This window comes from Streptomyces solicamelliae (assembly GCF_045348655.1).
In the GTDB taxonomy this organism is placed as follows: Bacteria; Actinomycetota; Actinomycetes; order Streptomycetales; family Streptomycetaceae; genus Streptomyces; species Streptomyces solicamelliae.
The window spans coordinates 727858-744267 of sequence record NZ_CP160404.1 but is presented as its reverse complement, the minus strand read 5'-3'; the positions used below and the strand labels follow the sequence as shown (position 1 = coordinate 744267).

Sequence of the window (16410 nt, the reverse complement as noted above, 5' to 3'; positions counted from 1 at the left end):
CTCTGCGGACCGGCAACCGGATACGCCCAGTCAACCCGGCCTCCGCGCAGGTCTCCTGTCCGGTGTTCGAGTGACAGGCCCCCACCTGCGACGCACGAGCGCCGGTACCCGATTTCTGCGACGCCACCGAGGTCCGGACCCGCCCCTAACGTGAGTCCTGTGGCCTCTCATCCTCCGCCCCCTGCATCCGATCGGACAGACGTGACCCCTGATGACGCGGCGCACCCCGCCGACGACGGTACGGCGACCTCCCGATCCGCTGTCGAGGAGGGCATCGGCGCGATCTTCCGCGACATCCTCCGGCGCGACGACATAGGCGTGCTCGACGACTTCTTCGATCTCGGCGGAAGCTCACTGATGGCCGTGCGGGCCCTCGGACAGATCCACGAGCGGTACGGGGTGCGGGTCCGGGCGATGGACTTCTTCGAGTCCCCCGTGGTGGCCACCCTGGCGCAACACGTGGTGGATGCCGCGCCCGCCCGGTGGCCCGAGGTCAGCAGGCGCCCCGCGGGAGCCGAACCCGTCCTGTCCTACGACCAGCAGCGGCTCTGGCTGGAGGACCAGCTCCTGCCGAGCGCCGCCTATCACGTGCACGGTCGGCAGCGGCTCCGCGGCGACCTGGACGTGGCGGCCCTGGACGCCTCACTGCGCGCCATCATGGACCGGCACGAGGCACTGCGCTCCCGGTTCCCCGTCCAGGACGGCAGGACGGTGCAGATCGTCGACGACCTCGCGGACGACTGGCACCTCCGGTTCGAGGACGTCAGCGCCCGACCCGACGGTGAGGACCGGGCGCGCGAACTGATGGACGCCGATGCCGCCGAGCCCTTCAGCCTCGAACACGGCCCCCTGGTGCGCTGTCTGGTGATCCGGGTGGGCGAGGCCGAGCATCTGCTGAGCATCACCGCGCACCACATCGTGTGCGACGACTGGTCGGTCGGTGTCTTCGTACGGGAGCTGTCCGCCCTGTACGCGGCGGGCGGCGATCCGCAGCGGGAGGATCTGCCCGAACTGGACGTCCAGTACCGCGACTTCGCCGTGTGGCAGCGGCGATGGCTGACCGGCGAGTACCTGCAGCGGCAGGTGGACTACTGGCGCGAGCACCTCGCCGGCGCCCCGGCCTCCCTGGCGCTCCCCAGCCGACGGCGCAGCACACCGGACGACGTTCTGGTGGGCGGACGGGTGTCCGCCGCGCTCTCGGCAGCCGATACGACGGCGCTCGGCGAGCTGTGCCGGAAGGCGGACGCGACCGCGTTCATGGCGCTCCTGGCCGGCTTCGGGACGGTTCTCGGCCGCTGGTCGGGCCAGGAGGACGTGGTGATCGGGGTGCCGATCACCGGGCGGTCCGACGCCCGCTTGCAGAACCTCATCGGCTTCTTCGTCAACACGCTCCCGTTCCGGCTCGACCTCGCCGGCGACCCGACGTTCGCCGAGCTCCTCGCCCGGGCCCGCAAGGCGGCGCTCGGCGGATACGCGCATGCGGAAGCGCCCTTGGACCTGCTGGTCGGCGAGCTTCCCGCGACCCGTGTCCCGTCCAGGACACCGCTGTTCCAGGTGATCCTGAACGGGGTCGACACCCCTGAGGTCCGTCCACTGGCGGGCACCACGGGGGAGTTGCTGGACACCCCGGCCCGGCCCAGCAAGTTCGAGCTGACGTTGAGTGCGCGTGAATGGGACGGCGTCCTCCGCTTCGACCTGGAATTCGACGCGAACCGGTACGAGCGCGTCATGATCGAGCAGCTTCTGGAGCAGATGACGGATCTCCTCCGGACCGCGGCGCACGCTCCTGACCGCCCGCTGAGCGAGTACCGGCCGACCTCAGCCGACGAGTCGCAGGCCGGGACCGCGGACCCGCACCTGGCGGAAGCGTCCCCCGCACCGGCCCGTGGACTGCTGTCGGCGGCCGACCCTGATGCGGTCGCGGTCGTCGACCGCGACGGCGAGTGGGCCTACCGCCGCCTCGACGAGGTGGCGGACCGCGTCTCCCGGGCGCTGACGCGGCACCTTCCCTCACCCGCCGGAAACGGTCGACCTGACGGCGACGAGGGCCGGGTCGTCCTCGCCTGGCGGCCGTCCGCTCTCTGCGTGGCCGCGCTCCTGGGGTGTCTGCGGGCCGGAATCCGGGTGTCCCTGGATCGCTCGGGCGATGCCCCGGAGGCCGCCGGACGCTTGGCGGTGCGCTCCGACGGCTCCGGCATCACGCTGCGGCTCGGGCCGGACGAGGTACACGTCATCGATCCCGACGGCCCGTCGAGCGACGGGACGGACTCGGGCACCGACGCGGTCGTCCCCGGTGGGGGCCCCGACTGGGCGGTGGCACGCTACGGGTTCGACTCCCACGACCGCTTCGCCGTGCTCTCCGGCTCCACCCACCACGTGATCTCGGGACTCCTGACCGCCTTCGCCGCGGGGGGGACCGTGGTGCTGGTCGACCGGACGACTGCCGGTGCGACGGGCGCGCTCGCCGCGGAACTGGAGAGCGCCGGTGTCAGCGTGCTCTATACGGGGCCGGAGTCGGTGCGCGGCCTGGCGGGTTCCTCCCTGCCCGGACTGCGCCACGTCGTCGTCGAGAACACGGGATCCTTCGTGGCACAGGACGTCGTCGCGGTACGCCGGACGGCCCCGGACGCCCGGTGCACGGGCCTGTACGGCATCGGGCCCGACGGCCGGCCCGCGACGGTCCACGACATCCCGGACGGGTGGGTGGCGGAGACAGCACCCCTGCGCGTCCCCCTCGGCCGTGCCGTGCACGGTCCGGTGCGGCTCGTCCGGCGCGGCGGACAGGACGCGGCGGTCGGCGAAGTCGCCGAACTCCGCGCGGAGGGCGGCCGGAGCGGGGAGCTCGGGCGGCGCTGGGCCGACGGGACGTTCGAGATGGTCGGCACGGCCGACAGCGACCCGTCGGCCGAAACTCTTCCGGTCACCTGCGCGCTGCGTGAGCTGCCGGGCGTCGTCGACGCCCTCGTCGTGGACGCGACGGAAGCCGGCGCGGACACGGAACTCGTCGCCTATGTGGTCACCGAGGACGGAGAGTTCGACCTCGCCGCGGCCAAGCCCCGGCTCGCGGCGCGGGTGCCCGACGCACTGCTCCCACGGCATGTCGTGGTGCTCGAACGGCTGCCGCTGACCGCGGACGGAGCGTACGACCTCGCCGCTCTGCCCCGTCCGGAGTCGCGGGAGACGGCCGACCGGTACGTCGCTCCGCGCACCCCGGTGGAGCGTCAGCTCGCCGACATCCTCGCGGAACTCCTCAAGGTCGACCGGGTCGGCGTCCATGACAGCTTCTTCGAACTGGGCGGATTCTCCCTGCTCGCGACGCAGTTGAACATCCGGATCCGGGAGACCATCCAGGTGGACCTCACCCTGCGCGACATCTTCGCCTCGGCGACGGTCGAGATGCTCGCGCGGCGCATCGCGTACCGCCAGGCCGAGCAGGAGCCGGTGGAGGATGTCGAGGCCCTGCTGAGCGATCTGGAGTCCGAGGCGTCCCGCCGCGCCTGAGGGCGCGGCGGTCCACTCGGCGCGGAACGACCGGATCCCTCGGCGGGCATGCCCGCCGAGGGATCCGGTCGTTCAGGCGTCCTGTGTCAGAACGAGAAGGTGCGTACGGAAATGGTCTGACCCGACAGCACCGGGAAGCCCGCCCAGCCCGTACCCGGCGGGAGCCGAGGTGCGTCGACACCCTCCGGCAGGCCGGAGGCGGCGGACAGGACGCGCAGGCGCAGAGGGCCGTCCCCCTTGGTCCGGAGGGTGAGGTCGACGCCCTTGTCCGAGGGCGCGGCGTAGCGGATTCCCCAGCCCCAGGGTTCGGCGAGCACGGCCTTCGTGGCATCGACGTCCACGCCGTCGACCGTCGCGCCCCGCACCGAGTGGCGGGTGGTGTCCGCGAACACGTCCACCATGAAGGCGTCGCCGGGCACGGTGAGGCGAAGTCGCACGGTGCGCTGCCCGGTGGCGGGGTCGACGACGTCGGGGGCGGTGCGTCGGAGCAGGGGCTCGGGGACGTCGCGGGCCTTGAGTGCGCTGCCGCGGTACAGCGGCGCCCCGGACAGGGACGGGATCCGGTCGTCCAGCCGGCTCGGTCCGGCGGTCAGCAGCCGCCCCACGGCCGGCTGCTCCCGCCCGCCGCGGCTGAGCCAACTGGCCGTTCCGGTGTCGGCCTCCCAGGCGTACGCGAGGCTGACGGGGCGCGGATTGCTGTCGCTGTACCCGTTCAGGGAGGCGGCGACCGCCGCTGCGGCCGCCGTGCCCAGGAGCAGGCTCGCCCCGAGTGCCGCGGAGACGCGGCGGCTCGGCCGTGGCTCGACGAGGGGAGACTCGACGAGAGGGAGCGCCGTCGCGGCGAGCAGCGTCAGCATCAGCAGGGGAGCGGCACTCAGGCCGAGTCCGACAGCGGCCGTCACCAGCACCGCGACCGGGAGCAGCAGGACGGTGGCAGGCAGCGCCGCGGCCCCGGCGGCCAGCAGGTGCAGCGGCGAGCGGGGTTCGGCGTGCGGCGTCGCGGCCAGGGCGCCCAGACCGAGCAGGGCCGGCCAGGTGAAGAGGTAGGCACCTCCGGGCAGCAGGACCGCGCTGACCAGCGCGAGCGCCACGAACCAGCCCAGTACGCCGGTGGTCGCCTCCGCGGGCGACATACGGCGGCGTGCCCACCGGTACCAGACCAGCAGGGCCCCCACCATCAGCAGCGCCCCCGCCACGAGGTAGGGCTCCGGGTGGTAGACGGCACCGATGCCGAGGCCGAAAGCGGGCTGGATCGCGGTCAGCAGCCACCATCCGCCGAAGCCGACGCCCGCGGCGGCCAGCAGGACGGCGGTGAACGAGCCCGCCGCGAGTCCGGCTCGGGAGGGACGCAGTCCGTGACGCCGGCCGCGGACCATGACCAGGACGAGGGCCGCGAGCGCGGCGAGGGCGAGCGGCAGGGTGAGCCAGGCCGGATAGGAGACGACGGTGCCGAACAAGGAGAAGTAGGTGGCCTCGGGCTCGTCCTCGGCGAGGTCGGCGGCGCCCAGTGCGCGCGCGGCGGCGAGGGCGGTGTCTCCCATGTGCTGCACGCTTCCGGCGTTCACGTGGGCGATGTCGTCCTGGGCCGTGTGGTAGCGGGCGACGCCGCCCATGTAGGCGAGGTTGATTCCGCGCATGCCGTCGGCGGCCAGGACGCTGAGGTCGGTGTCGTTGGGGAGCAGGCTGTACAACGCGCCCGCGAACGACGTGGTCACCACGTCGGAGTCGGCCACCGCGGAGGTCAGACCGCCCTCCATCTGGAACATCAGCGCCGGGCCCGAGACGCCGCGGGCCTCCAGATTCACGACCGCGACACGACGCGGATCGCCGGCCGCTCCCGAGTCGACGAACCCCTGGGCACCGAGCAGGCCGGCCTCCTCGGCGTCGGTGAACAGCACATCGATGTCGTTGCGCGCCTGCGGCAGCGAGCGGAGCGCACGGACGATCTCGAGGACGGCGGCGACATTGGCTCCGTTGTCACTGGCGCCGGGGCCGGTGGGCACGGAGTCGTAGTGGGCCACCAGCAGGACCCGGCCGGTGGGTTTCGAGCCCGGTACATGAGCGTGGACGTTGCTCACCCTGCCGAGTGTCGGATAGCCGTCCGTCGGCAGGCGGGACGCCACGCGCGTCTGCACGGTGGGCCGGGCGCCGAGGCTGCTCAGCTCACGGACGAGGTAGTCCCGCACCTCGGCCGCGGCCGCGGAGCCCGAAGGGTGCGGGACCGCGGCGATGTCGTCGATCCTCGCGAGGGCGCGCTCCGCGGAGAACTCCGTCTGCGGTACGGAGGCGGGCCTCGAAGCGGGCGGCCGCAGGGACCAGAGGCTCACAGCGCCGATCAGCAGCAGCGCGAGCGCGAGCGCGGCCGACACCGCGCGCCGGTGCCACGCGGGAGGCGAGGGCGCGCGCTGTGCGGCCGAGGACGGCGGTGTCCGCTGCTGGATCGTCATAGGCGTTGCCGACCTGTCATCAGAGAGCCCAGTCCTATCGGGTCCATGATCCGGCAGCCGTCGCGAGCCCGAGCACTCCCCGGTTTCAGGGACTCCGGGAGACAGGCCGGGCCGCGAGGAGATCGCTACGGTGAGAGCACGCTTCTCGCCGGCGAGCGGTCGCCGGCCGGCAACCCTGGACGACCACACGGGAGAGGGGCCCATGCGGCTGCGGAGTCAGACGGTCGAGCAGCGCGACTCACCCATCAGCACGGCCTACGATCTGCTCGAAGGGCACGCGTACGCCGGGAAGTTGCTCGACCTCGCGCAGGCCGCGCCGCAGTATCCGCCGGCTCAGGTGGTGAGCGAGCACGTGGCCGACCTCGTACGTCGCGGCGAGGGCGGCGAGTACACCGAGGTGCCCGGAATCCCACGGCTGCGTGCTGCGTTGGCCGCCGAGCTGAGCGAGGCGTACGCAGGGCGGGTGGCGCCCGAGAACGTCGTCGTCACCGCAGGGTGCAACCAGGCGTTCTCGCTGGTCGCCTCCGCGTTGGCGGGCCCCGGTGACGAGGTCGTGCTGGCGCTGCCGTACTACTTCAACCACGACATGTGGCTCCGGATGAACGGCATCGTGCCGGTGTATCTGGAGCCCGACGCGGACCTGGTGCCGCGCGCGGCGGACGCGGAACCGCTGATCACCGGGCGGACGCGGGCGATCGTGCTGGTCACCCCCGGAAACCCGACGGGCGTGACGATGCCCCCGGGGGAGATCGCCGAGTTCGCGGCGCTGGCCGCGAGGCACGGCATCGCCCTGGTGGTGGACGAGACCTATCGCTCCTTCCGGTCCACGGACCGGCCGGCGCACGACCTCTTCGCGGATCCGTCCTGGGCGAGGACCGTGGTGAGCCTGCACTCGTTCTCGAAGGACCTCGCCGTTCCCGGCTATCGGGTCGGGGCCGTGGTGGCATCGCCCGAGCTCAACCGCGAGGTGTGCAAGCTCCTCGACTGCGTGGCGGTGTGCGCCCCGCGGATCGGCCAGGAGGCGGCGTGGGCGGGACTGACGCAGGCCCGGCGGTGGCGGGTCGACCGCGCGCAGGAACTCGCACGCCAGAGAGCGTGGCTGGGGGAGGCGATGGCCGATCGCCCGGGCGGGTTCGAACTGCTGTCGTGCGGAGGGTTCTTCGGCTGGATCAGGCACCCCTTCGCCGACCGTCCGACGGCGGATGTCGTGCGGGCCCTCGTCCGCGAGCACGGTGTGCTGGTGGTCCCCGGCACCGCGTTCCTGCCCGACGACCGGCGGACCCTGCGGGTGAGTGCGGGCAATGCCGATCTGGCGGCCATCTCCGAACTCGCGGTCCGCTTCCGGGCCATGGGAGCCGCATGACCTCGCCGGGCGTGGATCCGGCCGTCGGTGTCCTGGCTTCACGTGACAGTGCAAGCAGGTGGTCCGGCAGTAGCTTGCCTCTTGTCCGAGCTGTCGACACACGATGAGTGAGGCACCATGAATCCGTTCGACGATCCCGACGGCACCTTTCTCGTGCTCGTGAACGACGAGGAGCAGTACTCCCTGTGGCCGGCGACTCTCGACGTCCCGGCCGGATGGAGCATCAGCCATGAGGCCGATACGCGCCAGGGGTGTCTCGATCACGTGGAGAAGACCTGGACGGATCTGCGGCCGCGCAGCGCCCGCGTCGAAGGCATCGCTTAGTGGACACCAGCATCTTCTTCTTCTCCGCGGACGCGGAGGCGGGAGGGGCCGGAACGGACCAGTACGCGCTGGTGAAGGCCGTCGCCGCGCGCATCGACGACAGCGCCATGTGCGGGCTGTGGACGCCCGAACGGCACTTCCACGTGTTCGGCGGTCTGTACCCCAACCCCTCGGTGCTGGGTGCCGCACTGGCCGTGTCGACCAGCAGGGTGGCGATCAGGGCGGGCAGTGTCGTGCTTCCCCTGCACGATCCCGTCCGTGTCGCCGAGGAGTGGTCGGTGGTCGACAACCTGTCGGCCGGACGCGCGGAGATCGCCTTCTCCAGTGGCTGGCACGCCAACGACTTCGTCCTGGCACCGGACGCCTACGAGGGGCGACTCGCGTCCCTGGACGATGCCATGGACCGCTTCACGCGGCTGTGGCAGGGGGGCGCGGAGAAGCGGACCGACGGCAACGGTGACCAGATCTCGGTCATGACATATCCGCGCCCGCGGCGATCCGAGATTCCCCTGTGGATGTCCGGGCAGTCCGACACGACGTTCGTGCACGCGGCGCGGCGAGGCATGGGCATCGTCACGAACTTCACCGGACGGCGCTTCGACGACCTCGAACGGAGAATCACCCTCTACCGTTCCGAGTTCGTGCCGTCCGGCCACACCCCGGAACCCCGGGTCGGGCTGATGCTGCACACGTACGTCAATGACGATCCGCACGCCGTGGTGGAGGCACTCGACTCGTCCTACGACGCCTACATCCGCCGCCACCTCGATCTGCAGCTGCAGAACGAGGCGGCCGACGTCACGGCGGCCGATCTGGACGACATGGTGGCCACGGCCAAGAGCCGGCTGCGGGGCGGCGGCGGCCTCGTCGGCGACAAGGCCACCTGTGCGGAGCGGATCCGCCGCTTCGCCGGGATCGGTGTCACCGAGATCGCCTTCCTGGTCGACTTCGGCATCGACCCGGAACTGGTTCTCGAGAGCCTTGACGATCTCGACGATCTCGCGTCGTCGGTCCGAGGGTTGGGGGAGTAATGGAACTGCCACTCGCGAAGCTCGAAGAATGGATGCGGCGTTACTACCACGCGGTCGACCACGACATCGGCAGCAGCGGCGTCCGGGATCTGACCGTCGGTGAGCTGTGCGACGTCGCCGGCTTCGAGCTGGCCGAACTGTCGGCGCTTCCGTTCCACGACAGCGAGCCCCTCGGGGGCCGGAATCTGCGCGCCGCGCTGGCCGATCGCTGGACCGGCGGGGACAGCGAGCGGGTGATGGTCACCCATGGGTCCAGTGAAGCGATCTGGCTCGTCATGCAGACCCTGGTGCGGCCCGGGGACGATGTCATCGTGGTCGATCCCGCCTACCAGCAACTGCATGACATCGCCGTGGCCCGGGGGTGTCGCCTGCGCAGGTGGGATCTCTCCTCCGGTGACGGGTTCGCCGTCGAGATGAACCGGCTGCGGGAGCTCGTGGCGGTGGAGCGGCCGCGCATGATCGTGGTCAACTTCCCGCACAACCCCACGGGTGTCTCCCTCACCCGCGAGCAGCAGGACGAGCTGATCGAGATCTCGGCCGCCGCCGGCGCCTGGCTCGTCTGGGACAACGCCTTCGGCGAGATGACCTACGAGGCCGAGAACCTGCCGCTGCCGCACGACCGCTACGAGCGCAGCCTGTCCTTCGGCACGTTCTCGAAGAGCTACGGCCTGGCGGGCATCCGTACCGGCTGGTGCCTGGCGCCCCCCAAGCTGCTGACGGAGATGGCGTACATACGCGACTACGTGGCGCTCTACGTCTCACCGGTGCTCGAGTTCTTCGCCGAGCGGGCCGTCCGCAACGCCGACCGCATCGTCGCGATGCAACGCGAACACGCCGCGGGGAACCGGGAACTGCTGCTCGCGTGGGCGCGGGAGCGGCCCGACCACGTCCGGCTGACCCCTCCTGCGGGCGGCGTCAGCGCGCTCGTCGAACTGACCGGCGTCCCGGACGTGACCGAGGTGTGCCGCAGGCTCGCCGAGGAGTACCGCACGCTGCTGATTCCCGGGGAGTGCTTCGGTGACGCGTACCGCAATCACGTCCGGCTGGGCTTCGGAGGCACCCGTGCCGAGCTCACGGCGGGGCTGGCCAACCTGGATCTGCTGCTGAAGCCGTGAGTCCGGCAGCGGTTCCGCTGCCGGACTCACGGATCGGGGCACCAGGAGAGGGACGTAGCGGACGACCTAGTAGATGACCCGGTCGTCCGCGGCCGGGCGCCAGGCCCGCGAACCACGGAGGTTGCGCGTGATGTTCAGACGCTTCAGCCAGCGGTCGCTTCCGTCGTAGCGGGCCCGGAAGGAGTTGCGGCCGTGCACGGCGCGGAAGTTGTCGATGAAGGCGACATCGCCCGGCTCCAGGGCGATGCCCTTCATCTTGGACTCGATCTCGTCGCACAGCCCGGTGTAAGCCGTCAGCGAGCGTTCGCTCCAGCCCTCGGTTTTCATGTGGTAAGGGTCCAGGACCATGTAGGGATCGGCCCGGTCGCCGAAAAGGACCGGTCGCTTGACCGGATTCGCGTTCCACTCCTCGATGGTCCGGAAGCTGTCCTCGCGCAGCCTCCGGATCGTCGGATCGCCGGTTGACGTCGAATTCACCGGCAGGTGGGAGTTGTCGGGCATCTGGGTGAAGGCCGGCTCGAAGAGCGCCTCGACGTCCAGCCCGGACCAGTCGAGATCGCCCGCGTCACAGACCGTCGTCTCGACGGCATCGGGGTTCTTCAGGCACATCAGGGCGACGTAGTCCCCGCGGCAGGGGTGGAACGCGTCCTCCGTGTGCCAGGACAGGTGCTGGAGGCTGTTCGACCCGAGTTCGTAATGCTCGTGGCCCTTGATGGGCAGGACGTCATGCATGATCCGGCCGTCCTGCTGGGTCGACCAGCCGAACACGTCGCCCAGCACCGAGGCGCACAGCAGGAAGAAGACCTCGTGGCGCAGGGTGGGCGAGGAGACGTGGCTGCCGCGCCAGTGCTCCGGTGTCGGTCCGATCTCCTCCTCGTCCACCTCGAAGCCGGAGACCAGGCAGAGCGCCGCCGGCTCGCGCAACCGGTGGTCCTCGAGGAACTCCAGGAGACGCGCGGGCAGTCGCCGGGCGAGCAGCGGAGCCCGTCGCTGGAGCTCCGGATCCTCGATGGTGGTGTACCGGGCAGCGATGTCGCGGAGCAGCGGGGCGACTTCCGTACGGTCGTGCGCCGTCAGCGTGAGCTTGTTCATCGCACTTCCTTCTGCCGCCCTGGTGCGCGGCGAGTTCAGGACACGTAGAGCGCGCACAAGCGTACGAGTCCACGCGGCGGCGGTGGAGGTGCCCAATACAAGGGACAAGTAATCAACGCCCTCCCAAAATATGGTCTCCAGCGTTGATCCCGATTCGGAATCCTTGATATCGGCAGACGAGGGAATTTGTGACCGCGAACCTGACCTTGATGGAAGTCGACGCTCTGACAGATCCCGACGGTGGCCTCAATCTGACGGACGGACATGCGCGTCTGGCGTTGACGCCGGAGCAGGCAGCCATCGTCGCCCGCATCCCGGAGATGTTCGCGATCGCCACCCGCCGAGCCTTTCCGGCCATCGAGGAGGCGGCGCACACCGCCTTCCTCGGCGCCATCGGGCAGCGCTCGGCACCGATCGGCACCGGCCGCATCCTGAGCTGCTACTCCTCGACGCTCGCCACCGACATCGTGGCGCGCGCCCTGCCGGCGGGCGCGACCGTCGCCGTCCTGCATCCGACGTTCGACAACATCGCCGACCTCTTCCAGACCCGAGGTCTGAAACTGGTGCCGCTGCAGGAAGAGGCGTTGCTCAACCAGGACTGGCCGGGATCACCGGTGAGCGTCGTCGTCATCACCATGCCGAACAACCCGACGGGCCTGGTCACCCCGGAGGGCCATCTGCGCTCGCTGGCCGAGCACGCCGCGCGGCACGGCCAGACGGTGATCGTCGACGCCAGTTTCCGCGGCCAGGTGCGGGACGCGCAGTACGACACGTACGCCGTTCTCGAGGCCGCGGGTGCGGACTGGATCATCATCGAGGACACCGGCAAGCTGTGGCCGATGCACGAGCTGAAGATCGGGATGCTGGCCTACAGCGAACGGACCACGCTCCCGATCAGGCGTGCCTTCTCCGAGTCGATGCTGGCCGCGTCACCGGTGGTGCTGCAGCTGGTCGAGGCGCTGGCCGGCGACTGGGCCGACGGCGGCTACGAGCGCGCCCGCGCTCTCGTCGAGCGGAACCGCAGCGCGGTGCGCGAGGCGATCGAGGCCGTCGGCACCGGTCTGGCCGACCCCGACTCCCAGATCAGCGTGGCGCGGGTCGCGCTGCCGGAGGGCGGCCCCGACTCCTCGCAGCTGTACCACGACCTGAGGGACCGCGGAGCGCACGTGCTGCCCTGTGCCCCCTTCTACTGGGCCGATCCCGAGAGCGGCCAGCGCAGCATACGCATGTCGCTCGCGCGGCCGTACGAAGTCGTCCACACCGCAGCCGCGGCCCTGGCCGACGCCTACTCCGCCCGGAGGTGAGCGGTGACCGCCGCGACGATGGACTTCGCGATCAGCCCGACGAGCAGACCCCTGCCCGCGGCCGAACGCGAAGCGGTGCTGAAGGAACCGGGGTTCGGGCAGACGTTCACCGATCACATGGTGACGCTGCGCTGGTCCGCCGAGCGCGGTTGGCACGACGGACGCCTCGAACCGTACGGGGCGTTCACGCTGGAGCCGGCGACCTCGGTGTTCCACTACGGGCAGGCGCTGTTCGAGGGGATGAAGGCGTACCGCCGGCCTGACGGAGCGGTCACGCTGTTCCGTCCGGACGCGAACGCGGCACGGTTCAACGCTTCGGCGCGGCGCATGGCGATGCCCGAACTGCCCCCGGAGATCTTCGTCAAGGCGGTCGAACTGCTGGTGGCCCACGACCGCGCCTGGGTGCCGGAAGGAGCCGGCCGGAGCCTGTACCTGCGCCCCTTCATGATCGCCACGGACCCCTCGCTCGGCTTCACCCACCCGTCGCGGACCTTCCTGTTCTGCGTCGTCGCCTCGCCGGCCACCGCGTACTTCGGCGGCGGGACGCCCAGGCCCCTGTCGGTCTGGCTGTCGACGAACTACACGCGCGCGGTCCGCGGCGGCACGGGATACGCCAAGACGGGCGGCAACTACGCGGGCGCCTTCGCCGCAGGGCTGGAGGCAACGGCCCACGGGTGCGACCAGGTGGTCTGGCTGGACGCCGAGGAACACCGGTGGGCCGAGGAGATGGGGGGCATGAACCTCTTCTTCGTCCATGCGCGGCCCGGCGGACGACCGCGCCTGACGACCCCGCCGCTGACCGGCACCCTGCTGCCCGGCATCACGCGTGACTCGCTCCTCACCCTGGCGCCGAAACTGGGCTACGACGCGGTCGAGAGCCCCGTCTCCATCGACCAGTGGCGCGAGGAATGCGCGTCGGGTGAGCTCACCGAGGTGTTCGCCTGCGGAACGGCGGCGGTGATCGCACCCGTCGGCACCGTGAAGTCGGAGAACGGGCAATGGACGGTCTCCGACGGCGAGCCGGGGCCGGTGACACTGCGGCTGCGCCGGGAGCTGCTGGGAATCCAGCACGGTTCGGCGCCCGACCCGGAGGGCTGGGTCCATCATGTCCGCTGAACTCGAAGTCCGCGTGCGCGAACCGCGCTGTATCCACGAGATGGTCGTCGCGCAGGCCCGCCGTACACCGGAGGCCGTCGCCGTCAGCCACGGGGACCTGCGGATCACCTACGGCGAGCTGGACACGCGATCGGCGGTGCTGGCGCGGCGCCTGCGGAGCGCCGGGGTGGCGCACGGCGACATCGTCGTGGTGCTCCTCGACCGGTCGATCGACCTGATCGTGGCGTTGACGGCCGTACTGCGCGCCGGCGGAGCCTACCTCTATCTGGATCCGGCCGAGCCCACCGGTCAGCGCGAGCGGATCCTGGCCGACACCCGCGCCCGACACGTCATCACCAACGGCGCCTTCGCCCCTCGGATCGACCTCCCGGTCGTGGTGCGCATCGACGACGTCGTCGATGCCGGGACAGCAGGAGCCGGCACCGACCCGGCCGACGAGGCCGGCGGAACTCCCGTCGACAGCCCCGCGTACGTCTGCTACACGTCGGGATCCACCGGGGACCCCAAGGGCGTGGTCGTCTCGCACCGGGCCGTGTTCCGGCTCGTCGACGACCCGTCCTGGATCGAGGTCCGCGACGACGACGTGTTCTTCCAGCTCACCCGCGTCGGGTTCGACGTGTCCACCTTCGAGATCTGGATGCCCCTGGTGCGCGGCCTGAGGCTCGCCCTGGGACCGCCGCTGCACGCCAACCTCGATCTCGCCGACCTGGCCGGGATCATGCGCGCCGAGGGCGTCACCGTGCTGTGGCTGACGTCGGGTCTGTTCCACAAGATGGTGATGCACCACCTGGACGGCCTCGCGGGGATCCGGCATCTGCTCGCCGGCGGCGACGTGCTGTCCCCCGCGCACGTGAGCCGGGTCATGACCGCCTACCCCGGCATGCTCTTCACCAACGGCTACGGACCGACGGAGAACACCACCTTCAGCACCTGCTGGACCACGAGCGAGCCCGGCTCGGCACCCACGGTGCCCATCGGGGTCCCGATCGACGGCAGCTCCGCCGTGGTCCGCGGCGCCGACCTGCAGCCCGTGCCCGACGGAGAGGTCGGCGAGCTGTGGGTGGGCGGCAGCGGGGTGGCGAACGGATACCTGCACCGAGGCCCGGAGACGGCGGCGCGCTTCGTCGCGGACCTCGACCCCGCGGCCGCCCCGGGCAGCCGGATGTACCGAACAGGCGACCTGGCGCGGTGGCGTGACGACGGCACCCTCGAGTTCCTCGGCCGGGTGGACCGGCAGCTGAAGATCCGCGGCTACCGTGTCGAGCCGAGCATGGTGGAGTCGGAGATCCTGCGCCTCCCCGGTGTCGCGCAGGCCGCCGTGGTGCCCCGCACGTACGGGGCGAGCGACACCCGCCTGATCGCGTACGTCGCCGCCGGCGACCGCGACCCGTCGACCTGGGCGGCGTTCAGCGCCTCGCTGCGCGAGCAGCTGCAGGCGGTGCTGCCGGCCCACCTGGTCCCGTGGGCGATCGTCCTGCACCCCGAGCTGTCGCTCAACCCGAACGGGAAGGTCGACCGTTCCGCACTGCCGTCGGCGAAGATCCCGCGGAACGTGTGGAACGCGTACGTGGCGCCCAGGGACTCCGTCGAGGCCCGGCTGGCCGAGATCTGGAGCGAGGCGCTGGACATCGACCAGGTCGGCGTCGAGGACAACTTCTTCGACCTGGGCGGGCATTCGCTGCTCGCCGCCGAACTGCTGGCCGCGCTGCCCGTGGAGTTCGACGCGACACTGCCCGCCCGCACGCTGTACCTGCGCCCGACGATCGCCGAACTCGCGAAGGAACTCCGCGGCGGCGCGGGGGAGTCGGAACCCGAGAGGAGTACGGATGCGTCCGCTCCGTAGCAACGAGGCCGGATCGCCCGCCGCTCCGGCCGCGGGCTGCCCCGTCGGTGCGGCCGCCGCCGGCCTGGCGCACTCCGAGGCCTTCACCGAGCTGGGTTTCCGCGGGGTCTGGGCCCGGATGCGCGAGGAGGACCACCTGGAGTGGACCCAGGTGGACGACCACAACGGCTTCTGGTCGGTGGTGACCTACGACGACGTGGAGCGGGTGCTGCGCGACGCCGCCGGCTTCACCTCGGAACGCGGCACCATGATCAACATTCTGGGGGTGGAGGACCCGGCCGGCGGGCGGCAGATCGCCGCGACCGATCCGCCGCGTCACACCGTCATGCGGGCGCGCCTGCAGAAGGCGCTCGCCATCAAGTCCATCGAGAAGCAGCAGAGCATGATCAGCCGCCTGGTCGACGAGGCGCTGGCACCGCTGGCCGCCGACGGCGGCTTCGACTTCGCGGAGGCGATGCTGGCCCTGCCGGTGGCCATCGGCGGCGAGTCCATGGGGCTGCCCCGGGCGGACTGGCCGCGGCTGGGAGAGCTCCTGGTCGCCTCGATCGCCGCCGACGATCCCGCCTACCAGAAGGACGGGGGCACCCAGGCGACGCTGGACGCCGCCCACCGCGAACTGTTCGCGTACTTCCAGGACATCTACCGCGAGCGGCAGCGCAACCTCGGCGACGACCTCATCAGCGTGCTGATCACCACCGAGGTGGACGGACGCACCATGACCCCCGGCGAGGTCATGTCGAACTGCTACAGCGTGCTGCTCGGAGCGGTCGTCACGACGCCGCACGCCCCCAACTACATGATGACCGAGCACATCGCCGACGGGACCCTCGACCGGTGGGCCGAGGACCTCACCGCCACCCCGACCGCGGTGGAGGAGGCGCTGCGACTGGGCTCACCGGTCAGCCACTTCATGCGGTACGCCGTCGACGACGTGGTACTCCACGGGACCCGCATACGGGCCGGCGACGCCGTGGTCAGCTGGCTCGGCGCGGCGAACAGGGACGGCGCGGTGTTCCCGGATCCGGAGCGCTTCGACCTGCGCCGGCGCCCGAACAAGCATCTGGCCTTCGGGATCGGCCCGCACTACTGCGTGGGGCACACCGTCGCGCGGGTCACCCTGCGCACCTTGTTCAACGAACTGCTGACGCGGTTCACGGCGTTCGAGCCGGCCGGCGAGCCGCAGCGTCTGCGCTCCAACTTCGTCTCCGGTCACCGGAAGCTGCCGATCACCGCGTCGCCTGTCCACACAGGCTGAGTCCGAACGTCGGAAAGGT

At 71.0% G+C, this 16410-nt stretch carries 11 protein-coding genes; 9 read left to right on the top strand and 2 right to left on the bottom strand.

What is annotated here, in order from left to right; translation table 11 throughout:
* The first annotated feature begins 201 nt into the window (after positions 1-201).
* Positions 202-3501, top strand: a complete 3300-nt coding sequence (locus ABZO31_RS03510; protein WP_406859434.1) for a condensation domain-containing protein — start codon at positions 202-204, stop codon at positions 3499-3501.
* 86 nt (positions 3502-3587) lie between these two features.
* On the opposite strand, the gene ABZO31_RS03505 is transcribed toward ABZO31_RS03510, so the two are convergent.
* A complete protein-coding gene (locus ABZO31_RS03505) occupies positions 3588-5948 on the bottom strand; it encodes a M20/M25/M40 family metallo-hydrolase (protein WP_406859433.1) in 2361 nt (786 codons plus the stop codon).
* Between the two features lie 202 nt (positions 5949-6150).
* Between ABZO31_RS03505 and ABZO31_RS03500 the strand changes: the two genes are divergently transcribed.
* From ABZO31_RS03500 to vioD, 4 genes are all read left to right on the top strand, one after another.
* Positions 6151-7311, top strand: a complete 1161-nt coding sequence (locus ABZO31_RS03500) for an aminotransferase (RefSeq protein WP_406859432.1) — start codon at positions 6151-6153, stop codon at positions 7309-7311.
* Between the two features lie 117 nt (positions 7312-7428).
* Positions 7429-7635, top strand: coding sequence for an MbtH family protein (locus ABZO31_RS03495; RefSeq protein WP_406859431.1), 207 nt, complete (start codon positions 7429-7431; stop codon positions 7633-7635).
* Positions 7635-8666 carry a MupA/Atu3671 family FMN-dependent luciferase-like monooxygenase gene (locus ABZO31_RS03490; RefSeq protein ID WP_406859430.1) on the top strand — a complete coding sequence of 344 codons (1032 nt, stop codon included), beginning with the start codon at positions 7635-7637 and terminating at the stop codon, positions 8664-8666. Before ABZO31_RS03495 ends, ABZO31_RS03490 begins: the two co-directional genes overlap by 1 nt.
* Positions 8666-9781 (top strand): capreomycidine synthase, encoded by a 1116-nt coding sequence (gene vioD / locus ABZO31_RS03485; RefSeq protein ID WP_406859429.1) that lies wholly within the window; start codon positions 8666-8668, stop codon positions 9779-9781. The genes ABZO31_RS03490 and vioD overlap by 1 nt, the downstream gene beginning before the upstream one ends.
* 66 nt (positions 9782-9847) lie before the next feature.
* Here vioD and vioC read toward each other — a convergent pair whose 3' ends face one another.
* A complete protein-coding gene (gene vioC, locus ABZO31_RS03480; RefSeq protein WP_406859428.1) occupies positions 9848-10873 on the bottom strand; it encodes an arginine beta-hydroxylase, Fe(II)/alpha-ketoglutarate-dependent in 1026 nt (341 codons plus the stop codon).
* 209 nt (positions 10874-11082) lie between these two features.
* Between vioC and ABZO31_RS03475 the strand changes: the two genes are divergently transcribed.
* The 4 genes from ABZO31_RS03475 to ABZO31_RS03460 are packed head-to-tail and all read left to right on the top strand — an operon-like array spanning position 11083 to position 16391.
* Positions 11083-12177: an aminotransferase class I/II-fold pyridoxal phosphate-dependent enzyme gene (locus ABZO31_RS03475; protein WP_406859427.1), complete on the top strand. Its 1095-nt coding sequence runs from the start codon at positions 11083-11085 to the stop codon at positions 12175-12177.
* A gap of 18 nt (positions 12178-12195) precedes the next feature.
* On the top strand, positions 12196-13293 hold the full coding sequence (locus ABZO31_RS03470; RefSeq protein ID WP_406865243.1) for a branched-chain amino acid aminotransferase: 1098 nt from the start codon (positions 12196-12198) through the stop codon (positions 13291-13293).
* Entirely contained in the window at positions 13283-15136 is a 1854-nt protein-coding gene (locus ABZO31_RS03465; protein ID WP_406859426.1) for an amino acid adenylation domain-containing protein, read from the top strand. Before ABZO31_RS03470 ends, ABZO31_RS03465 begins: the two co-directional genes overlap by 11 nt.
* Positions 15120-16391 (top strand): cytochrome P450, encoded by a 1272-nt coding sequence (locus ABZO31_RS03460; RefSeq protein WP_406859425.1) that lies wholly within the window; start codon positions 15120-15122, stop codon positions 16389-16391. Before ABZO31_RS03465 ends, ABZO31_RS03460 begins: the two co-directional genes overlap by 17 nt.
* Positions 16392-16410 lie beyond the last annotated feature (19 nt).